16 protein-coding genes are annotated in these 20765 nt (G+C 37.3%); 10 read left to right on the forward strand and 6 right to left on the reverse strand.

Translation table 11 applies throughout. The features are described from left to right. The first annotated feature begins 344 nt into the window (after nucleotides 1-344). Together AY601_RS03650 and AY601_RS03655 are read left to right on the forward strand one after the other, a co-directional pair. Nucleotides 345-3677: a TonB-dependent receptor gene (locus tag AY601_RS03650; protein WP_068396578.1), complete on the forward strand. Its 3333-nt coding sequence runs from the start codon at nucleotides 345-347 to the stop codon at nucleotides 3675-3677. 188 nt (nucleotides 3678-3865) lie between these two features. Beyond that, the gene (locus AY601_RS03655) at nucleotides 3866-4495 is read left to right on the forward strand and encodes an HAD family hydrolase (protein ID WP_068396581.1); all 630 of its coding nucleotides are present in this window, start codon (nucleotides 3866-3868) and stop codon (nucleotides 4493-4495) included. Here AY601_RS03655 and AY601_RS03660 read toward each other — a convergent pair whose 3' ends face one another. After that, on the reverse strand, nucleotides 4496-5104 hold the full coding sequence (locus AY601_RS03660; protein ID WP_068396584.1) for a hypothetical protein: 609 nt from the start codon (nucleotides 5102-5104) through the stop codon (nucleotides 4496-4498). Nucleotides 5105-5439: 335 nt separating this feature from the next. Here AY601_RS03660 and AY601_RS03670 point away from each other — a divergent pair, with 335 nt between their 5' ends. Further along, on the forward strand, nucleotides 5440-5625 hold the full coding sequence (locus AY601_RS03670; protein ID WP_068396590.1) for a hypothetical protein: 186 nt from the start codon (nucleotides 5440-5442) through the stop codon (nucleotides 5623-5625). A gap of 160 nt (nucleotides 5626-5785) precedes the next feature. Further along, on the forward strand, nucleotides 5786-6010 hold the full coding sequence (locus AY601_RS03675; RefSeq protein ID WP_068396593.1) for a CDGSH iron-sulfur domain-containing protein: 225 nt from the start codon (nucleotides 5786-5788) through the stop codon (nucleotides 6008-6010). Nucleotides 6011-6068: 58 nt separating this feature from the next. Here the strand turns inward: AY601_RS03675 and AY601_RS03680 are convergent, their stop codons facing one another. Then, nucleotides 6069-6845 (reverse strand): 3-keto-disaccharide hydrolase, encoded by a 777-nt coding sequence (locus AY601_RS03680; RefSeq protein ID WP_068396596.1) that lies wholly within the window; start codon nucleotides 6843-6845, stop codon nucleotides 6069-6071. 133 nt (nucleotides 6846-6978) lie between these two features. Continuing rightward, nucleotides 6979-8874 (reverse strand): ATP-binding protein, encoded by a 1896-nt coding sequence (locus AY601_RS03685; protein WP_198163606.1) that lies wholly within the window; start codon nucleotides 8872-8874, stop codon nucleotides 6979-6981. Between the two features lie 418 nt (nucleotides 8875-9292). Here AY601_RS03685 and AY601_RS03690 point away from each other — a divergent pair, with 418 nt between their 5' ends. The 3 genes from AY601_RS03690 (at nucleotide 9293) to AY601_RS03700 (ending at nucleotide 15630) form a co-directional block, all read left to right on the forward strand. Next, nucleotides 9293-12358 (forward strand): SusC/RagA family TonB-linked outer membrane protein, encoded by a 3066-nt coding sequence (locus AY601_RS03690; RefSeq protein ID WP_084359071.1) that lies wholly within the window; start codon nucleotides 9293-9295, stop codon nucleotides 12356-12358. Between the two features lie 42 nt (nucleotides 12359-12400). After that, complete coding sequence (locus tag AY601_RS03695; RefSeq protein ID WP_232324690.1) at nucleotides 12401-13885, forward strand: RagB/SusD family nutrient uptake outer membrane protein; 1485 nt, start codon at nucleotides 12401-12403, stop codon at nucleotides 13883-13885. A 233-nt stretch (nucleotides 13886-14118) separates the two neighbouring features. Beyond that, entirely contained in the window at nucleotides 14119-15630 is a 1512-nt protein-coding gene (locus AY601_RS03700) for a TPM domain-containing protein (protein WP_068396604.1), read from the forward strand. A gap of 8 nt (nucleotides 15631-15638) precedes the next feature. Here AY601_RS03700 and AY601_RS03705 read toward each other — a convergent pair whose 3' ends face one another. The 3 genes from AY601_RS03705 to AY601_RS03720 form a co-directional block, all read right to left on the reverse strand. After that, on the reverse strand, nucleotides 15639-16295 hold the full coding sequence (locus AY601_RS03705) for a response regulator transcription factor (RefSeq protein ID WP_068396607.1): 657 nt from the start codon (nucleotides 16293-16295) through the stop codon (nucleotides 15639-15641). Nucleotides 16296-16422: 127 nt separating this feature from the next. Then, nucleotides 16423-17208 (reverse strand): sensor histidine kinase, encoded by a 786-nt coding sequence (locus AY601_RS03710; protein ID WP_068396610.1) that lies wholly within the window; start codon nucleotides 17206-17208, stop codon nucleotides 16423-16425. Nucleotides 17209-17832: 624 nt separating this feature from the next. Further along, nucleotides 17833-18489, reverse strand: coding sequence for a hypothetical protein (locus tag AY601_RS03720; protein WP_068396617.1), 657 nt, complete (start codon nucleotides 18487-18489; stop codon nucleotides 17833-17835). Nucleotides 18490-18661: 172 nt separating this feature from the next. Between AY601_RS03720 and AY601_RS03725 the strand changes: the two genes are divergently transcribed. The 3 genes from AY601_RS03725 to AY601_RS03735 all read left to right on the forward strand — a co-directional run bounded on the left by AY601_RS03725 (nucleotide 18662) and on the right by AY601_RS03735 (nucleotide 20752). Continuing rightward, a complete protein-coding gene (locus AY601_RS03725; protein ID WP_068396619.1) occupies nucleotides 18662-19408 on the forward strand; it encodes a hypothetical protein in 747 nt (248 codons plus the stop codon). A 185-nt stretch (nucleotides 19409-19593) separates the two neighbouring features. Beyond that, nucleotides 19594-20391, forward strand: a complete 798-nt coding sequence (locus AY601_RS03730) for a HipA family kinase (RefSeq protein WP_068407123.1) — start codon at nucleotides 19594-19596, stop codon at nucleotides 20389-20391. Continuing rightward, nucleotides 20369-20752, forward strand: a complete 384-nt coding sequence (locus AY601_RS03735; RefSeq protein WP_068396622.1) for a DUF3037 domain-containing protein — start codon at nucleotides 20369-20371, stop codon at nucleotides 20750-20752. The genes AY601_RS03730 and AY601_RS03735 overlap by 23 nt, the downstream gene beginning before the upstream one ends. The last annotated feature ends 13 nt before the right edge of the window (nucleotides 20753-20765 follow it).

Below are 20765 nucleotides of genomic sequence, written 5' to 3' on the forward strand. Positions count from 1 at the left end.
TTTTTTTTTGCGTAATCATTCCGGTGTATTTTATGGTGATCGTTTGGAGCGTGTTTAATGAATTAAAACAGCATGTCTTTTTGGTTTATTTTTCTTCAAACAAATTAATAGTTAACATGATTTTGTTTTAATTTGGAGATGATTTTTAGAGTCAAAATTAAAGAAAGCATAATTTTAAGTACTTAACATATTGTTAACATTGACTTAATACACGACATTTACCTTCGTGCTGCTTTTAATTCAGAAAGCTAAAACATTTAACCTAAAAAGAATTTGCATTGGCTTAGATTTATCTCTAATTCAGCATAGCCTTGTGCAGGTTTTAATCCAAACAAAACATCTATATGAAAAAAACTTTACGCTTATTATTAATGCTGCTGACCTTGGTGTGGGCTGGAAATTCTGCTTTTGCTCAGGGGGTAACAACTGCTTCCATCAATGGAGTGGTAACGGATGGCAAAGCGCCGATACCGGGCGCAACTGTAGTCTTAACACATGTACCTACCGGGACAGTTTATGCGGTTGAAACCCGTAGTAATGGACGCTATAATCTGATCAATGTTAAGATTGGCGGGCCATACACATTGAAAATATCTTATATTGGTTTTAAACAATATGTTCAGAATAATTTAACGCTTTCAATTGGACAGGATCAGGCTATTAATGTTAAAATGGATGATAGTTCCACTGACCTGAAAGAGGTAAAAGTAGTAGGTACACAAGGTAAAGTAATGAATTCTTCACGCACTGGCGCAAGGGAAACAATTACCCGTGCACAGATTGATGCTTTACCAACCATTAACCGGTCTTTAGCGGATTTTACTAAGTTGACTCCTTCTGCAAGTAGCACAAGTGCAATGAGTTTTGGGGGAAGAAGCAGTACTTTTAACAATATCACGGTTGACGGTGCGCTGTTTAACAATTCTTTTGGTCTTTCTGGTACGCTGGGAGGACAGGCAAATTCGCAGCCGATTTCTTTGGATGCAATTGATCAGATACAGGTTGATCTTGCTCCTTATGATGTGCGCCAGGGTTTTTTTACTGGTGCTGGTGTAAATACAGTTATCAAATCTGGTACAAATGATATTAAAGGTTCTGTTTATTATTATGGTCGTGGTACTGGTTTAACTGGGTATAAGGCGGGTACTTCTGAAGTCACTAAAGTTCCTTTTGATTACAATACCAGGGGCTTAAGTATTGGCGGGCCAATTATTAAAAACAAACTGTTCTTTTTTGTTTCTGGTGAGCAGGAAAGAATCAGTAACCCGGGTAATACATTCGTTGCCTCAAGACCTGGTTTAAGTGGTGGAACAGTTTCAAAGGTGAGTGCATCAGTTTTGGATGATATTTCTAATACCCTAAAATCAAGATATGGTTACGATCCGGGAGCTTATGAGAACTACAGTTATAAGACACAGAGTGATAAGATTACGGTGAAGCTGGATTGGAATATTGATAAGAATAATACTTTGAGCGCAAAGTATTTTTATCTTAAATCATCCAAAAATCAGCCTCCAAATAGTTCAGGAGGAATTATAAATGATAAAGTTGGCGCTGGGTCAACACGTGGTGCTGGTCCTGGTTCTCTGCCATTCTTTGGCGCGGGATATACAATAAATAATAATTTTAATATAGGAATGCTGGAACTGAATAGTAAGATCAGTAATACTATTTCTAACAAATTAACTGTTGGATATTCTGCTTTACGCGATTTCCGAGACCCGTTATCTTCCAAAAATGTACCAATGGTTGATATTGATAATGGGGTTACTGATGCTACAGGAAAAATTATTACTGCCCCGAGTGGGGTTTTAACAAGCTTTGGCTATGAGTTATACACTGCTGGTAACTTGTTGAGTTCAAATATTGGTCAGCTTTCAGATGACTTAACCATTTTTGCGGGTAAGCATGAGATTACATTAGGTACGAGTAACCAGTCTCAAAGTTTTGTGAATGGTTTTGCACCTAATTATAATGGTTTATATACCTATAACTCTGCTTCCGATTTTATCAATAACCTTCCAGCTGCGTCTTATAATTACCGTAATGCTGCAAATGGTGGTGATTTGCCATTGGTTCGTATTAAATCCTATAATTTTAGTTTATATGCACAGGATAAGTTCCGTGTAAGGGATAATTTTGTACTGACTTATGGTTTAAGAGCTGATTATAATTATTACCCGACCAAGCTTGATCCAAATCCAAATGCTGCAGCATTAACTTTTCAGCAGGGTATACAGGTTGATGTTTCTAAATTGCCTAAAAGCAGAATTCAGTTGTCTCCACGTGTAGGTTTTAACTGGGATGTAAATGGTGATCATACGACTCAGGTTCGTGGGGGTACCGGATTATTTGCTGGTTTAACTCCATTTGTATGGATTTCTAACCAGGCTTCAAATACAGGGACATTATTTAGCTCCGGTACGGTTAATGGAACTAAAACACCTAATGATCCACGGTTGATTTATAATCCTGATGTGAATGGTAATCGTCCTTCGGGGGCAGTTGCAGCGAATACTTCCTATGAGCTGGATGTTACAGATCCTAATTTGAAATATCCAAAAATCTGGAGAACTAATCTTGCGGTAGATCAGCAATTGCCATTTGGTATTATTGGTACTTTAGAGGGATCTTTTACGAAAGATATTAATGCTATTTATCATCAGAATCTGGTTCTTCCTGATAGTTATACTACTTTACCTGGTGTTGAAGGTCAGATCCGCTATACTTCTAACAACAGAACATCTAACAATGGTGCGCCTGTTAGTGCCGCTAATCCAAATATTTCAGGTTTATATTACCTGACCAATACGAATAAAGGTTATTCTTACTTCGTAACTGCACAGTTACAGAAAAGCTTCCTGAATGGGTTTTATGCGAACATCGCTTATACACATACAGGTTCTAAAGATGTGAATGATGGCGGATCTACGGCTAGCATTATCTGGGCGGGCAGGCCAACAACTGGTAATCCTAATGACCAGAGTTTATCGAACAGTACTTATGTAATGCCAAGCCGCTTTATTGCTTCACTGGCTTACAGAAAGGAATACCATAAGAATTATGCAACTTCAATTGGTTTATTCTTTGAGGCTGCTAATAATGGTGCGGTTTCTTATATCACCAGTGGTGATCCAAATAATGATGGCGCAGCAAATGATTTGATGTTTGTTCCTAAAAATAAAGGTGATATTAATCTGGTTGCTGATTTTGCCGGAGATACCAGGACAACTGATCAAATCTGGAATCAGTTAAATTCATTTATTAGTCAGGACAAGTATTTAAGCCAGCACAGGGGAGAGTATACGAAAAGAAATGGGGTAATCTTACCTTATTTTCAACGTGCAGATTTAAATATTACTCAGGATTTCTTTGTGAAGTCCGGGAAATCAAGAAGTCAGAAAAATACAATCAGAGTTGAGTTTAATATGATCAATTTGGGTAATTTCTTAAACCGTAACTGGGGTTTATATGAGAATTCATTCAATGGATTTAATACAGGCTCGGTAGCTGTTCTTAAATACCAGGGTACTGATCCGGTTACAGGCAAGGCAAATTATTCGTTCCCATATCTGGATAAGGATAATCTAATTCCAGTAACGAATTCAAAGAAAGTAAATACGGATCAGATTTCACGCTGGCAGGCACAGATCGGAGTGAGGTATATCTTCAATTAGGCATTTTCATTTTAGATAAAAAAACAGGATATCGTCAAAAGATAGCCTGTTTTTTTATGCGTAAGGCTCTGATTGCAGTATTGTAGCACCTGGCATAAAAATGACCTGAGGTGTAAAATAAATATACATGGTTTTTGTAGGCAATTAGCTAAGTTTACCTGAGTAAAATAACTTGTTAAACTTACCTTATGGAAACTTCAGAACCTAAGATACTTTTTTTTGATATTGGTGGCGTATTGCTAACCAATGGCTGGGGACATGATTCCCGCAAATTAGCTGCGGAAAGATTCGGACTTAATTATGATGAGCTAAATACATTGCATAATTATATTTTCAATGTATTTGAAATCGGAAATATTACACTTGATGAATATTTGGATACCGTTATTTTTAATCATCCAAGGGATTTTACCCGGGAAGATTTTAAAGAGTTTGTGTATTCAAGATCCAAAGAACTTCCTGGTTTATTGCAGTGGATGAAGGAGTGGAAAAGAGATTGCGGGTTCCGGGTCATTTCTATTAATAATGAAGGTAAGGAGTTGAATACTTACCGAGTGAAGAAATTTAAATTGCATGAGTGTTTTGATGCTTTTGTTTCTTCCTGTGATGTGAAGATGCGTAAGCCAGATCCAAATATCTTTTTACTGGCTTTAGGGATCGCACAGGCCAGACCTGAACAGTGTTATTATTTTGATGACAGAATATTTCAGGTGGAAACAGCAAAAAGCCTGGGTATGCATGCTTATCACCATACAAGCTTTGAAGAAACGAAAGCAATTCTGGAAAGAATAAAAAAAGAAATTTCCCAGCCTCAATAATTATTTAGTAGCGGTAGTTTCTACAATACCTTTGACCAGGCTTTTCCATTGTGGATAGGAGAGACCAATTTTTGCAGTCCAGCCAACAAGGGTATTTCTTATGTTATCGGTTAGGTTTGAGGTGTCTGTATTGGGCACCTCATTTCTACCATGCTCTTCTGCAGATACGGTTGTGCCTGATTGTTTGACCTGGAAAGTTGACGTTGCCTGCTGGCTGAAAAAATGTGCAATTTCTGGATTTTGCTGTGTGGGGTTAGCTGCTGGTCTTGCCTGTAAAGTGATTACTGAAGATGGGGTTGTAATTTCTTCTTCGATTTTTTCGATGCGCACCCAGTCAAAGCCATCTCCGGTACGCGTCGCTGGTCCGGGAATATCAATTTTCAGATAATCACCTTCTTCGGCTTCTCTGATTACTTCATTGCCATTTTCATCTGTTAAAGTAAAAGTGGATAAGGGGACTTTACAGATTTCTGCCCAGCAAGACACATTTAATAATCTGTTTTTTGCAATCTGATAGAATGCTTTAGCTTCTTCTGGAGTAAGAAATTCAGTTTTTGCAGTGGTATCTAGTTGACTGCCTTCTTGTTGCTTTGGGATTTGGTTTTTCATCGCGTTTTTATCCTTTAACGGTTAAGTGATGAAAATGTTTAAGATTTTATTTGACGACCCAATAGCCAACAGCTAGCCAGATCATCCCTTTCACCAGAAAGAATAGGAATCCCCATATGCCAACTCTGCCAATCCACTTGAGGAAGATGTCCTTTTTTGAGTCCTTTTTCTCCTGGTCCATGATGTTATAAAATTAAACAAAATCTTTAAAAAGAGTGATTGTAAAAATAAGTTTGACTCTTTTTTGTCATATAAACGATTTAGTGTAAAATTTATTTTTTTAGGTAAACTTTATGGCACAACCGTTGTTCATTAGTTGACAAATCACCATTATTATGAAAGATCAAATTAAAATTCAAAGTACTAGCGGCAAAATTAACGAGGGAGGTCTTTTTATTGGAGATCAATTGCAAAATCAAGGACATATTTCACCAGTTTCCTTTAAAAACACCAGTGATATTAAGAGATCTTTGCCGTCAAGTATGCAAAAGAAAATCAATCCAAGACTTTTGATTTTGTAACTATCGCTGTTTAAAATCTAAATATAGGTTCTCGCTAATCAGTGCGGAGAAAGGGAGTTTCAAACAGAGGCTCCTTTTTTATTGGATAATGTTTCTAAATAGAAATGAGATTTCCGGCTTTCCATTCAGACTTCTATTTTTGTTGCAAACAAACAAATAGATGTCGAAGACAAAACTTACAATCAATAACAATGGGTCTGTAAAGATCGAAGGCGATTTTGAAATCGTTGACAGAAGTGGAAATGTGTATGGGCTGCAGGGCAGAGAAGTACTTTCAATTTGCCGTTGTGGACTATCAAAAAATAAACCTTTCTGTGATGGTGCACACAATGGCCATTTTGAGCACGAGGCTATTGCATTTGATCTTCCTCCTAAGAAAGTTTAAGAAATTTAAAAATCCGCTTCCATTAAATTGAAAGCGGATTTTTTGTTAATGAATCGATTTAAAGCTCTCTGATCCAGATATTACGGTAGCTTACTGGTTCACTTTTGTCGCCATGGGCCTGTAGTTTAACAGGTAGCGGACCGTGTGCTTTTTTATAAGATGCCTCCCCAACATATTGAGTTGGTCCTTTCAATTCAAAGTTATTCTGAACTAATACGCCATTGTATAATACAGTTACTTTTGCTGGTGTATTTACTGTACTGTCTGCTTTAAAGGTCGGTGCAGTCCAAATTACATCATAAGTTTGCCATTCTCCTGGTTTTAGAGAAGGGTTAACCAGTGGAGTGGTCTGTTTATAAATACTTCCTGCCATACCATTGGTATAAGTGTTATTGTCGTACGAATCCAGAATCTGAAGCTCATATCCTAAATCGCCTTTACCCATAGATGCCAGAAAAAGACCACTGTTGCCGCGAAGTTGTCCTGTTCCTGTTATATTTTTTGGTACTTGCCACTCTATGTGCAACTGGTAATTTCCGAAAGATTGTTTGGTCTCAATATTACCGGTTTTTTTATTAACGGTTAGCTGGCCATTGGCAACTGTCCATTGTGCAGGTTGTGTCCGGTCATCGGTCATCACCCAGGAATCAAGGTTTTTGCCGTCAAATAAAACTACAGCATCCGAGGGGGCTGCATTGATTGTTTTCCCCGGAGTTACTTTCTTTGGTACGGGTGTGTAAAATTCTGTATCCTCATGTTTAGCCTGGGCATTTGCTGTTGCCAGCCCTATTCCGGCGATCAGTGCTGAGGTAATAATTACTTTCTGTAGATACATATGATAACGATTTAGTTTTCTTTAAAGGTTTATTTTTGATGGATCAATATAAGAAATTAATGCTGATTAGCTGTTTTATCACGAAGTTGTTGCTTGGTAAATTTCGCTTGTTTTTTGTTTTCGGCAAACCTGTTTAGGTATCCACACCTATTTGCTTTTTATAGGATGAAGGTGTGCAATTGTATTTTGATTTGAAGACTGTAGAAAAATAAGTAGGGGAAGAAAATCCAACCTGATAGGTGATTTCGGAAATAGAGAGGTCTTCATTGATCAAAAGATATTTAGCTTTTTTGAGCCTCCGGTTTAATATATAATCGTTAATTGTGCAATCCAGGAGTACTCTTGTTTTCCTGTATAGTTGAATCCTTGAAATTCCCAGGGCGCTGGCAATGTCGTCTACATTAAATTTGTCATTAGCGATATTCTGTTCAATCACATTGGTGAAATCATGCATAAACTTCTTATCCGGCTTGCTTAATGCAATTGTTTGTGGTGTTGCCGGGCTTTCGTTCCCGAATTTTCTTTTGATTAATTTTCTATTCCAAAGCAGGCTTTTTACACTTTCTTTCAGTAGGATGAAATTGAAGGGTTTAGTCATATAAAGATCTGCCATTTGTTTAAGCTCACTGATTTTATGTGCTTCGTCACCATTTGCTGTTAATATAATAACAGGTATATGAGATGTTCTGTCATCATTTTTTAGCGCAGGTGTGATTTGCAGCGTAGATTGCTCATTCAAAGTTATATCAGTTATAATCAGGTCTGGAATCATTTCATAGGCTAACTTAAGCCCTACAGAATTACTGCTTGCAGTCAATACTTCATATTCTTCTTTGAAACTGTTTTTTAAATATTCAAGCAGCTCTGCATTTTCTTCAATAATGAGCAAAGTTTCTTCATTTAAGTAACCATCTGGTTCAGTAAGGATTTGCTCTGGTAAGTTATCTGGCAGAATACCAACAGTATACTGACTTAATTGATCGGTATTTATGGTGAAATCACCGTTTATAACGGGCGTTTCAGTAATGTTGTGTTGTTGTTGTAAAGGCAGTTTAATATAGAATGTAGTTCCATATCCTTTTTTACTCTGAATATCTATGGTACCTTGATGTAATTCAGTAATTTCTTTAGAGAGAGAAAGACCAAGACCAGAGCCAAAGAAATTGCCTTTGTCTGCTTGATAAAATAGTTCAAATACATGTTTAATTTCTTCTTCGGTCATTCCATTGCCTTTGTCTGATACGGAGATTTCCACGTTCTGGGCACCCGGATCATTTTTTATCCTGAGTTGAATTTTCCCATTTTCAGGACTAAACTTAATGGCATTAGACAATAGATTAAACAACACCTTATCAAACATATTTTTATCAAACCAAACCATAATTTCTTTGTCAGAGCTGGATAGTTTTAATTCTATGTTTTTTCTTAAAGCAAGTACTTTAAATGAAGATATAATATCTCTGGAGAAAGCAATAAAATCCTGACAGGTTAAATCAAGCTTCATTTTATCGTATTCTATTTTTCTGAAATCTGTAAGTTGATTGACCATCAATAATAACCGCTGTACATTTTTGTGAATCAGATTCAATTGTTGTTTTGGGATATTCGGTGAATTTCTATGGTCAAGCATTTCCTCCAGCGGGAGAAGAATTAAGGTAAGTGGAACCCGGAATGCATTAGAAATGTGTGTAAAGAAACTAAATTTTGCTTCTGCTGTTGCCTGTGTGGCTGTCGATAAGGCAATGAGCTCTTCCTGTTGTTTTAGGATTTCTTTGTTTTTTAATTCTAATTCTTTGTTTTTTATGTGGTTCTGGTAAAGTAAATGACATGCGATACAAGCAAATATGGTTGTAATTATCAATGCAGTTATCAGAAAGTTTAAACTATCTTGTTGTATAAGCTGTATGGGTTCCTTAATCAGGGTAGTCTTATTTTGTGTTTTTTCAGGAGAACATCCGGAAACGAAAGTGCTGGTCATCAGTATTGAAATAGAGATGAAAAGCAGGCCTCTCTTTTGGTGTGCTTGCATAGGTTTGGGTAGGTAGTGATAAGCTGATAACAAGGTATATAATTTTTTTGTCATACTGTATTCAATACACTATGTCTGGTAATAATTTATGATTTTATCATTATAGTATTCATCTCTACAATGTTACAATTTCTAAATATATTAAGAAAAGATTAAATATTTTAGCACACATATTATTATTTTATTTATGTAATATATTGTTTAATAGTGTTTTGTGATTTGTTTAATGATAAATTGATTTTAGTTTTAATTGATACAGAATCAATAACTTGAGAGCTTATTTACACATATATTGCTTTGACTAGCCGGTATAGAAAGGCTGGTCATATTGTGAAATCGAATTGTCCATTATCTAATTAAAAAACACATCAAAAAACAGAAAGCCTTTCTTATCAACTAATAACTAAACCAAATAATTATGAACGAGTTTTTACTACAAAAAAAGTGGTTTATCTTTTTAGATAAACCCAAATCTCAGCTGCTGCAAAAAACAATTTTCTGTTGTCTTGCTTTACTCAGCTTTAACTTTTCTTCTTATGCCCAATCCGTAGTTAAGGGTGTGGTGTCGGATAATGAAAAGAATACTTTAATCGGTGTGACCATCTCTGTTACCGGGACGAATGTAAGGGCAATGACAGGTGCTGATGGTAAGTACGTGATCAATGTTCCTGCAACAGGAAAATCACTGACTTTCAGTTATGTCGGGCTTCAATCACAAACGATAGCTATCAATAGCCGGACTACGGTTAACATTACTTTATCTTCAGGTACTGATCTGGATGCAGTAACGATTGTAGGTTATGGATCTGTAAAGAAGAGTGATTTAACCGGTGCTGCAACTACAGTTTCTGCCAAGGATTTCAATAAAGGACCACTGATTGCTCCTGATCAGCTGATTCAGGGTAAGGTAGCAGGTGTTCAGATGATCAACAATAGTGGACAGCCAGGTGGTGCCTCTACAGTTAGAATCAGGGGAAATACAGCTGTGACTGGCTCTGGACAACCGCTATATATTGTTGATGGGGTGGCACTTGATGGAAGATCTGCCAGACCAACTGGTAATGGTGGAACAGCTACGGCTCCCGGCGACAATAAGTTAGCTGCTTCTGGTACTTCATCAGCCGGAAATCCACTGAATTTTATTAATCCTGCTGACATTGAGTCGATGGAAATTTTGAAAGATGCATCTGCTACTGCGATTTATGGTTCGAGGGCTGCTTATGGTGTGGTTTTAATTACGACTAAGAGAGGTAAAAGTGGCGAAACAAAAATTGATGTAAGTGCATCTGCTGGGGTAAGTACATTGGCAAGAAGCCTTAAGACATTGGACGGTGGTGAATTTCGTAATGCTTTAAGTAAGTATGGCTTAACTGGTCTGGATTATGGCGATAACGTGGATGCAATGAAAGCAATTACCCGTACTGGTTATAACCAAAACTATTCGGTTGCAATTAGTGGTGGTAATGACGGAAATGTTTTCCGTGCTTCTCTAGGTTATCAAAATCAACAAGGTATTATCAGAAAAAGTGATTTCAAAAAATATAGTGGAGCGTTTAACGGGAACTTCAAGTTTCTGGAAAGTAAGAAATTAGGATTGGATGTCAATATGATTAGTAATCAATATATTGAAAATCTTCCTCCAATATCTACAGATGCAGGTTTTACAGGTAGTTTAATCGGACAAGCTTTATCCTGGAATCCTACCCGTTCGATGTATAATCCGGATGGATCTATATTTATTGATCAACAATCAACTACGATTAATCCAATGGCCATGCTGGCGGCTTCAAATGATAAGTCAAAAGTAACGACGGTTTTAGGAAGTGTATCACCTTATTATAAAATTACGCCTTGGTTAGAGTTCAGGATGCTGGCAAGTATAAATTATAGTACTGGTATCAGAAGAGCTTCTACCCGCAGTTTCTTAAATCTGGAAGGGGTAAAACCAAATCTGCCATTTACTGGTGGAGTAGCTAGTTATTCCAATACTGAATTGATTACACAGCAATTTACCAATACACTGAATTTTAATAAAGAAATTGCAAATAAGCTTAATCTGAATGCGATAGTTGGTTATGAGTTTACCAATTATATCAATAAAGGTCAGAATATGACTGCGAAAGGATTTGGAGACGTAGATGTTGATTATACAGATATCTTTCATGCTGTTGCACCAGTAAACCGCACGGCAAATTCTTATTATGATCCGACTTATCAATTGCAATCTTATTTTGCAAGAGCGATTTTTAATTATGATAATAAATATTTGTTAACTGCAACTTTCAGGGCAGATGGTTCCACTAAATTCGGTTCTGATAACCGTTATGGCTACTTCCCTTCATTTGCTGTAGCATGGAATATCAAAAACGAGAATTTCATGAAAGATGTTGCGTGGTTAAATCAGTTAAAACTGAGAGCTGGATATGGAAAAACAGGTAATCAGGAATTCCCATCAGGATCTGCTCAACAACGTTATGATATCGTTTATTCAGGAACAAGCCAATCGCTGGTAGGGGTAAACAATGAGAATAAAAAATTAAAATGGCAATCTGATAAACAGATGAATATTGGTGTTGATTTTGGTCTTTTTAACAATAAGATTACTGGATCGGTGGATTACTTCGATAAAACAACAACCGATCTTTTATTCCCGCAAATTCCATTGCAGCCAGCAAATCCAGGCGTAACGGTAACCTGGATTAACTTACCGGGACAGATTAAGAATAAAGGTATTGAGCTTACTTTAAATGCGAATATCATTGATAAAGAAGATGTCTCTTTCTCTGTAGGTGGTAATGCTACTTTTATTAAAAATAAAGTAAAAAATGTTGTAGGTATTATTAAAACAGGTACACTAAACGGGCAGGGGTTAAGTGATGTAACCTTAGAGGTTATTCAGGATGGTTTACCACTGTTTGCTATGGTAACCAGAGAATATAAGGGATTAAATGCTGCTGGTTTATCTCAGTATACTGAAGATGGCTATAAATCTTATTATCTGGGTAATCCGAATCCAAATGTCATTCTTGGCTTTAATCTGAATGCGAGATATAAAAAACTGACATTCGGTGCGAATTTCAATGGCTCATTAGGTCAGAAGATTTACAACAATACTGCGAATTCAGTATTGCCAATTTCTAATCTTGGAATCGGTAGAAATATTGCTTCTGAATTGTTGAATTCTCCTATTCAGGAGTCTCTGGCGAATCCAATTGCTGCATCTTCCAGATATATTGAAAATGGAAGTTATGTGAAATTGGCTAATGCTACAATCGGTTATTCAATCGGTAATCTTGGAAAAACAATCAAAGGAATGAATGTTTTCATCAATGGACAGAATTTATTTGTAATTACTAAATATACTGGGTTTGATCCTGAGGTAAATGTGGACAAAAGCTTAAATGGAGTACCTTCGGCAGGGATAGAATACATTCCTTATCCAACGTCCAGAACGTTCAATTTAGGTGTAAACTTTTCTCTTTAACTAATGATAATTCAAATGAAAAATAGATATATAATTGCTTTTATGGCGCTGACAATATCCTTGTCGGGCTGTACAAAATTAGATGAGAAATTAAACGGACAAATTGGTAATGGTGGAATTAATAGCGGGAACGTTGCCGATTTGTTAAATGGAAGTTATAAGGCTATGCGTAGTCCTTTTCAGGGGCCATTTGGTTTTTGGGCATTGCAGGAATTTCCTTCAGATGAAGCGATTGTACCTACAAGAGCTGGTGACTGGGATGATAATGGTGCCTGGCGTGCTTTACACTTACATCGCTGGGAGGCAGATCATACCCGTATTTCCAGTAGTTTCAGAGATTTGAACGGCGTGAGTTATGCGGCTACAAATGTATTGTTATATAATCCAACACCTGTACAGGCAGCAGAAGCGAGATTTCTTCGTGCATTTGCACAGTTTTCTATTCTGGATGGCTGGGGACAGGTTCCTTACCGTGAGCCTGGAGATGATGTGAGTTTACCTTCGAAGGTTAGAAAAGCATCGGAAGAAATTGCTTACCTGATCGCAGAACTGACTGCAATTATCCCTTCGCTTCCTGATGGGGCTAATTATCTTGCAAATAAAGATGCAGGAAAAATGTTGTTGATGAAGTGTTACCTGAATAAAGGTGCATTTTTAAATCGTGCGGTACCAACTTTTGATGCTGCAGATATGGCAAAAGTTATCACACTTGCTGATGAAATTATCAATTCTGGTAAGTATCAGCTGGCAACAAACTATTTTGATAATTTTGCGCCTAACAATGATGTGATTTCTAAGGAAAATGTATTCACATCCCAAAACATTGGTGGTTCTGATGCGGGTGGAGTGAGAGATATGTGGACGATGCCTTTGCATTATAATCAAAAACCAAATGGTAATAATGGATTTTCAACTTTATCTGATTTCTATAAGAAATTCGAGGCATCCGATCAACGTATTGGTGGTGCATACGCTGGAGTAACAAATATTTCTGGTGTTAAAGTGGGCTTTTTGATCGGTCAGCAAGTGGATGAGAAAGGTGCATTAATTAAAGACAGACGTAATAATAACCTGATCTTTACACCGGAAGTAAGTAATGTGGAAACTGACGCTAACCACCTGGAAGTTGCAGGTATCCGTGTTATCAAATATCCTATTGATTATACCTATGGTTCAACTGGAAAAGCAGACAATGACTGGGTGTATTACAGATATTCTGATGTATTGCTTATGAAAGCTGAAGCACAGGTGAGAACAGGCTTAGCTGGACCGGCCTTGACGGTGGTTAATGGACTAAGGACTGTCAGAGGAGCTAGTGCTTTAGGAAGCTTAACATTGGATAATTTACTGGATGAACGTGGACGTGAGTTTTTCTGGGAAGGGGTAAGAAGACAAGATTTAATCCGTTTTGGTAAATTCTTAACGCCATGGCAAGAGAAACAAGTTGACAATCCGAGAAATCTGGTATTCCCTATACCAGATAATCAATTATCGAATCCAAATTATATTCAGAATGCTGGATATTAACAGCAATTAATTCCATTAAAAAAGGTTAATCTGTGTAATGCAGATTAACCTTTTTTGTTTTTAGGGTACATCAAATGAACAGAAAATAATCAAGGTTTATTACTTCTTTAAAACTTAATAGATTTTTAATTACTTTAGCATAGCACGAAATATGCTGTAAATGATTTTGAATAAAGGAAATTCGCCTGAATTATAGGTAACTATTGACGGAAGAAATATTATGTCAGACTTCAATGATTAGGATTCAAAAATACCGTATTCTGTTTTTTATCCTGTTTTTATTGCTTATCCAGGCTGGATATGCACAAAACAAATATACAATTGCCCAGATCCCAGATCCAAAAGCCAGCGGTAATGGTTATGTCAGTAATCCTGATCTTATTTTAAGTCCTGCTGGTGTTGATTCTCTGAATAGAACAATTACCGATCTGGAGCAAAGAACAAAAGTTGAAATGGCTGTAGTGGTTGTCAATGATTTTGACGCAGGTCAGGAGGAATATGATTTTGCGTTACAACTTTTCAGACAATGGGGAATAGGGAAAAGTAAAGCAAATAACGGACTTTTATTATTCATTGCCGTTGATCGTAAACAGTATCGCTTCATTACGGGATATGGTCTGGAAGGCTTATTACCTGATGCAGCGCTCAAAAGAATTGGAGATCATTTTTTGATTCCTGCTTTTAAAGAAGGAGATTACAGCAAAGGCGTGGTCAATGCTTTAGGGACAATTGCTGCTTATCTGAATCAGCCAGGAAATCAAAAGGAACTCAGTCAATTACTACCTCCAGATCCTGGCCAGCGCAATACGTGGCTATGGACGATTGCCAATACAATATTAGTTATGGGTTTATTTGCTGCTGTATTTTTCGGGATCAGGAAAAAGACTCCTGAAATTTCCAAAAATAAAGCTTCTGCCAAAACTAATGCCTATGATAAAACTATTGGTTGCGGATGCGGAGGTTTATTTATGATTCTTGTAGCTGCTGGTTTTATTATCGGATTTACGACTGGTTATAGCTGGGTCAAGTCTTTGGATATGCGTACAATCCCTCTTGTGCTTTATCTTATTTTATCTATTATACTTCTTGCCAGGTATATGAATGCGATCAGCGTGTTAAGAAAAATACATCAGGACGACCTGAATTTTAGCCAGGCTGTGAAAGCATTAAACCGATCTTCAATTTTCTACCTGGTTGCCTCTCCGCTAATTTTAATTGTGATGCTTATGGAGGCTTACCGCAGAACGCAAGCTGCCAGCCGTTTTAAACCACAGCTGGATAGTCAGAATAGGGAAATGAGCAGGGTTGACAGAGATCAAACTGCTCCTGATCAAACTTTTTTGACTAAAGGACAACTAAAAGAAGAGCAATTAGAGGTCAATCATTATGATATTTGGTTGAGCAGTGACCAGGCAGCGCATAAAATTATTGGTTATCCGGGGAGCAATTTTGCTGATTTTACTGTTTGTCCAACCTGTAATGCCAAAACTTTAAGTAAAGAAAAGCTAGTCACACTAAAAAAAGCAACTTATACTAAAGAAGGTGAAGGCAAAGAGGTTAAAATATGTGAAAATTGCGGATATGAGGAATTTATCAAATCGGTTATTATTGCTGTACGGACCAAAAGTGATGATTCCCGTTCATCTGATTCTGGCAGTAGCAGCAGCAGTTCCTCATCCTCAAGCAGTAGTAGCGGATGGGGCGGTGGAAGCAGCGGTGGTGGTGGTGCCGGAGGAAAATGGTAAACAAACAGCTATAATTTGATCAGTTCATTGCGAAGTGCAAATAAAACAAGTCCTGTACGGGATTTTATCTCAAATTTCTGAAAGAGGGATTCCCGATAGTTATCTATCGTATGCGGGCTGAGATTCATCTTGTCTGCTATTTCTTTATAAGTGAATTCAGAACAGCAATGCTCTAAAAACTTGCGCTCATTTGCAGAAATTTCCTGTAGCAGATTTTTTGAAGAACTATTGTTTTCCTGCAAAGATCTGATTAGTTTTCCTGAAACAAGGTTATTCATAAAGTAGCCATGTGCAGCTATGGTTTTGATAGCCGTAATCAGATCTGAGGTTCTGGACTCTTTTAACAGATATCCTCCGGCACCACTTTTGAGCATTTCAATAATGGGTTTGTCATCATCATACATACTTAAGGCGAGGACTTTAATTTGAGGATAGTTAATGGAAAGCCACCTGGTAGCTTCATACCCATCCATTTGAGGCATATTAATATCCATTAGAATCACTTGAGGAAGCTGATGCTGAGCAAGCATGCTGATCATTTCTACGCCATTGGAAGCATCAAACAGAATATTAATTTCATCTGATTCATCTAAAAGGCTAACCATTCCTTTTCTAAATAAAGTATGGTCATCAACGATTGCAATAGCTATTTTTTCTTCTTCCATTTTGAGCGTTCTTAAAAATCTGTTGATTAATGATCTCCATTAAACGGCCTAAATTTATAAATTAAAAGTGTTTTTTGTCTTTTTAAAATGAAACAATGCAGAAATCTTAGTGGATTAAATCATTATTTTATTGATAGGGGATTGAAATCTGAATTTCAGTACCAGCGCCTGTGGTGGAATTAACCGTGAAATTCCCGTCCATCATCAATGTCCTTTTTTGAAGATTAGCCAGACCTAAGCCATCGCTTGCTTTTAGTTTCTCCTCCAGGATGAAACCTTTCCCGTTATCCTGTACAAAAAGAGATAAAATATCTTTGGTTTGACCGATGGTGATTTTGATCCTGGTCGCATGAGCATGTTTAATAATATTGCTCAGGATTTCCTGGAACAGCCGGAACATAATTAACTCTTTGCTGGCATGTGCTGAAATAGAATGCGTGGTATTGTCAGTGAACACAATTTCGTAAGCCAGACCTTTCTTTAGCCAGTCCAGTTCATAAGCAATAGCGTGGCCAAGACTCTTTTTGATGAGTTCCTGTCCGTTCATTTTTTTTGAAAGCTGCCGCAGTTCTTTAATTGCACGATGCGTTAATTCCGCGGCAGTATTAATCTTCTGCTCTCTTAAATGATCTGCTTTAATAGAGCTTAATGTCATACTGGTCAGACTTAATAATTGTCCAATATTATCGTGCAGGTCACCTGCGATAGTTTGCAGGATATGCTCTTGCACTTCTATCTGGCTCTTTAATAATTCCAGTTCAAATGCTTTCTTCAGTACTTCTTTTTCTTCAAGATGCTTTGCTTTCTTTTTATTGTATAAAAAAATGTAAATAATCAGGAAAAGGGGGGCAATCAGGAAAATGAAGGTGATTATGGCAATTAATAGAATTAATTCCTTTGACGATATCTGCATATAAAAGCGTAAGACCAACAACTATATAAAAGTATATTCAGAATATTAAAAGTAACATACCTTGTAGATAAACTCAGTGAACGGGCTTTTTCTTGCAAAAGATAGTCAAAAAACACGTTACATGCAGTGCTGCCGAAATAGAAAAACAAGACACCATTAACGATCCAGAAAGGAGGGTAAGTCTCCAGCTTTCTAAAATGTTCGTCTTTTAGAATCAGCACATAATAATACAGGCTCGCAATAACGAAAACAACAGACATGAAAGCAGCTGTTTTATAAGCAAAATTACTAAAATGATTCGTAAACAATTCCAGTAGGAAAACTGAAATAAACAAACCTAACCAGCTGTAAAGCTGGCTAGGTTTATGGTGATATTTCCTGTACAAATGATAAAAAAAACAACTTATCATGGTACATTCAATCACCAGGAACCAAGTATAGAGAGCGTAATTTGGTTTATGTTCCAGGCGTAAACTGATGCCAACCGTTTCTACGATACAGACCATTAAAAGATAGAGCATAAAGGATCTCCAGTATACATTTTTATCTTTATACAGGCAGATAACACTTATTAACAGGCAAATAAGTTCCGTAACAGTATTGACAGTGAAAAACGCGTGCATATTATTTCTTTGAGAGATCAGTTTTTTGTATTGGGTCAAGCAATGTTGCTCCTTCGAATTCGCAAGTTGCTGGCGGAGGACATAATTCACCTCTGTTTTCAGGAACGAAAGTCACAATAAACCCTGGTTTTTCTGATTTTGCATTCTTTTGTGCCACACCTTCCTGGTTAACCATGTTTTCATAATAATCGAAATGCAATATTTCATTACCAGTTTTAACAGGTTTGGTTGAAACCATGAGTAAGGTATTATATCCCCAATATTTTTTTTCAGGCACCAATGTTTTTCTGCCTACCAGGGTAGTATCATACTTTTTGTTATAAGTAATCATATAGAAACGTACACCGTCTCCGTCTTCTTTCTCCAGCTTGTTCAGCATTTGCTGTAATCTTGTTTTACTGAACCAAACGCATCGTGTATCTGGTTTTTTAGGTTTGCGTGCTCTTTCTTCCTCTTCAGTCGGGTCTACAAAACCTGCATGTGAAGCATAATTATTGACATATTCTCTTGCGGTTCTTACATCAACCAGAACCGAATCAGGTATAATCGCACCCTTTGAAGTAGTAGTAGCTCCTTCGGCGGTTGTTTCTTTTTGTTTACAAGCAACAACACTGACTGCAATTAAAGCAGTGAATAGAATAGTAAATTTTAATTTCATAATGTGGGTGTTTTTTTATGCTAACCTAGGTAAAATATTTCTTACCGAAAACTGTCTTTTGCCTTTTAATAAAGCTAAAATGCTGAAACCGAAAAGCTGTTTTCACCCTGCCCTTTTTCGGTCATCAGCTGGATATTTGATCTAAATATTTGTTCTTAAACCATTACAAGTTATGTGTACGCAAGGCGTTATTCAACTCATCGGAAAGCCGGTAAATGAAAAGCAGGCAGCCGTTTCGTTCAATCTATTACCTGGTTCAGATCCGGGAACTATGGGGTGCTTTCTTTCTATTTGGGAAGGAACCCGTGTTCTTTCGGCTTCTGAGGCATTGCAAACCAGGAGGATAATTAGCGGTGAGTTATTTGGAGAACACCTTTTTGATGAACTTTCTATAGGCAAAAAGAATTATATGATTGGATTGGGGATAGATAAAGGGAAGGAAACAGAAACAATTGTTGCCACTCTTTCTTTAAGTGTATCCGCTATATTAAATCACCCGCTTCCCACTGTATGCAGTAATATCAGTGTGAATTCAGATAATATTGGAACGGATTTTCTGATTGCACATTTTGCTGGTCCATGCTGTAATCAGATCAAAGCAAACAAAAAGTGGATTGCATTGTTCCAAGGGGAGTTTAATGCTGGTATTTATGACGGAACAAATATGATCGCTACCAGTAAAGCTGCCCCTTACCAATATTCAGGAAGTATTATTATGAAAAATATACCAAAGGGACTGGCTCGTTTTGAAACCTACACCTTAATTTTTGGACAGGGACTGGATAAATTCGGTAATCTTGATTATAGTAAGTTGATCAGCAGCTGTACTTTTATTGTTTGGAGATCTAAAATTTATATTGGCGCTTCAGCCACCAGTCCCATTTTGGCCTATTCACCTATTTTACTTAACGCGATATAAATTACTTGTTATGGGCTTGGAAATATCTCTTCGTTTTCTTCTGATTATATTCCTTCTGATTCCTCAGAATGTAGGTGCTGAAAAGCCTCATCCACACCCTTTAAAAACTTTCCAGGTTATTAAATGAGGTCATTGAAATAATTTTACTTAAATTTCAAGCCTTCTCTATCCAAAGTTTTTTTATGATGAATACTAACGAACTTCAACTCAGAACCGTCAGTGTAACACGTTATGTTACGCCGTTACGCGAAGGAGGATCTATGCCTGCTATTGCAGAGGCCGATGATGATTTTCTTTATGTCCTTAAGTTCCGTGGTGCAGGGCAGGGAGTTAAGGCATTAATTGCAGAAATTATCGGTGGTGAAATTGCCCGTGCACTCGGATTCAGAGTGCCGGAAATTGTGCTGGCTAATTTGGATGAGGCCTTTGGCCGGACAGAACCAGACGAAGAAATACAGGATCTGCTTAAAGCCAGTGTCGGCCTTAATCTTGCGCTTCATTACCTTTCTGGTGCAATTACCTTTGACCCGGCAGTGACCAGTATCGATGCAAGATTAGCCTCGCAAATTGTATGGCTGGATTGTCTGCTGACCAATATGGACCGTACAGCCCGCAATACGAATATGCTGATCTGGCATAAGGAATTATGGCTGATCGATCATGGCGCTTCTCTTTATTTTCACCATTCGTGGCAAAACTGGGAAGAACAAGCACAGCGTCCCTTTACGCTAATCAAAGATCATGTATTACTGCCATGGGCAACCGAACTGGAGGAAGTAAATGCAGCGTTTAGCCCAATGCTTACTAAAGAGCTGATTCAGGCTATAGTTAACCTTATTCCAACAGAATGGTTAGGGGAAGAGCAAACTTTTAGTTCGGCAGAGGAACACCGCAATGCCTATGCACGGTTTTTGGAATTGAGAATTGCTAAATCAGAAGTTTTTGTAAAAGAAGCACAAAATGCAAGACAGTCACTTATTTGAGTACGCAATAATCCGCGTTGTGCCCAGGGTAGAACGTGATGAGTTTATGAATGCAGGTGTTATCCTGTATTGTGCTAAACAAAAGTTTTTACAAGCAGAGATCTTGTTAAATAAAGAAAAACTGAGTGCTTTTTCTAAAAATACGGATATTAAAGAAATCGAAGATAACCTGCTGGCTTTAAAACAGATTTGTGCTGGTGGAAAGGAAAGTGGACCAATTGGTCAGCTTGATGCAGCCTCGAGGTTCCGATGGCTTACTGCAATGCGGAGTACGGTGCTTCAAACTTCCAGGGTACATCCTGGATTTTGTAAAGATGCCAGTGAAAAAATAATAGCGTTGCTTGAAGAACAAGTCCTTTAACTAAAAGCCCCCT

The sequence above is a fragment of the Pedobacter cryoconitis genome, from assembly GCF_001590605.1.
GTDB classification, from domain to species: Bacteria; Bacteroidota; Bacteroidia; order Sphingobacteriales; family Sphingobacteriaceae; genus Pedobacter; species Pedobacter cryoconitis_A.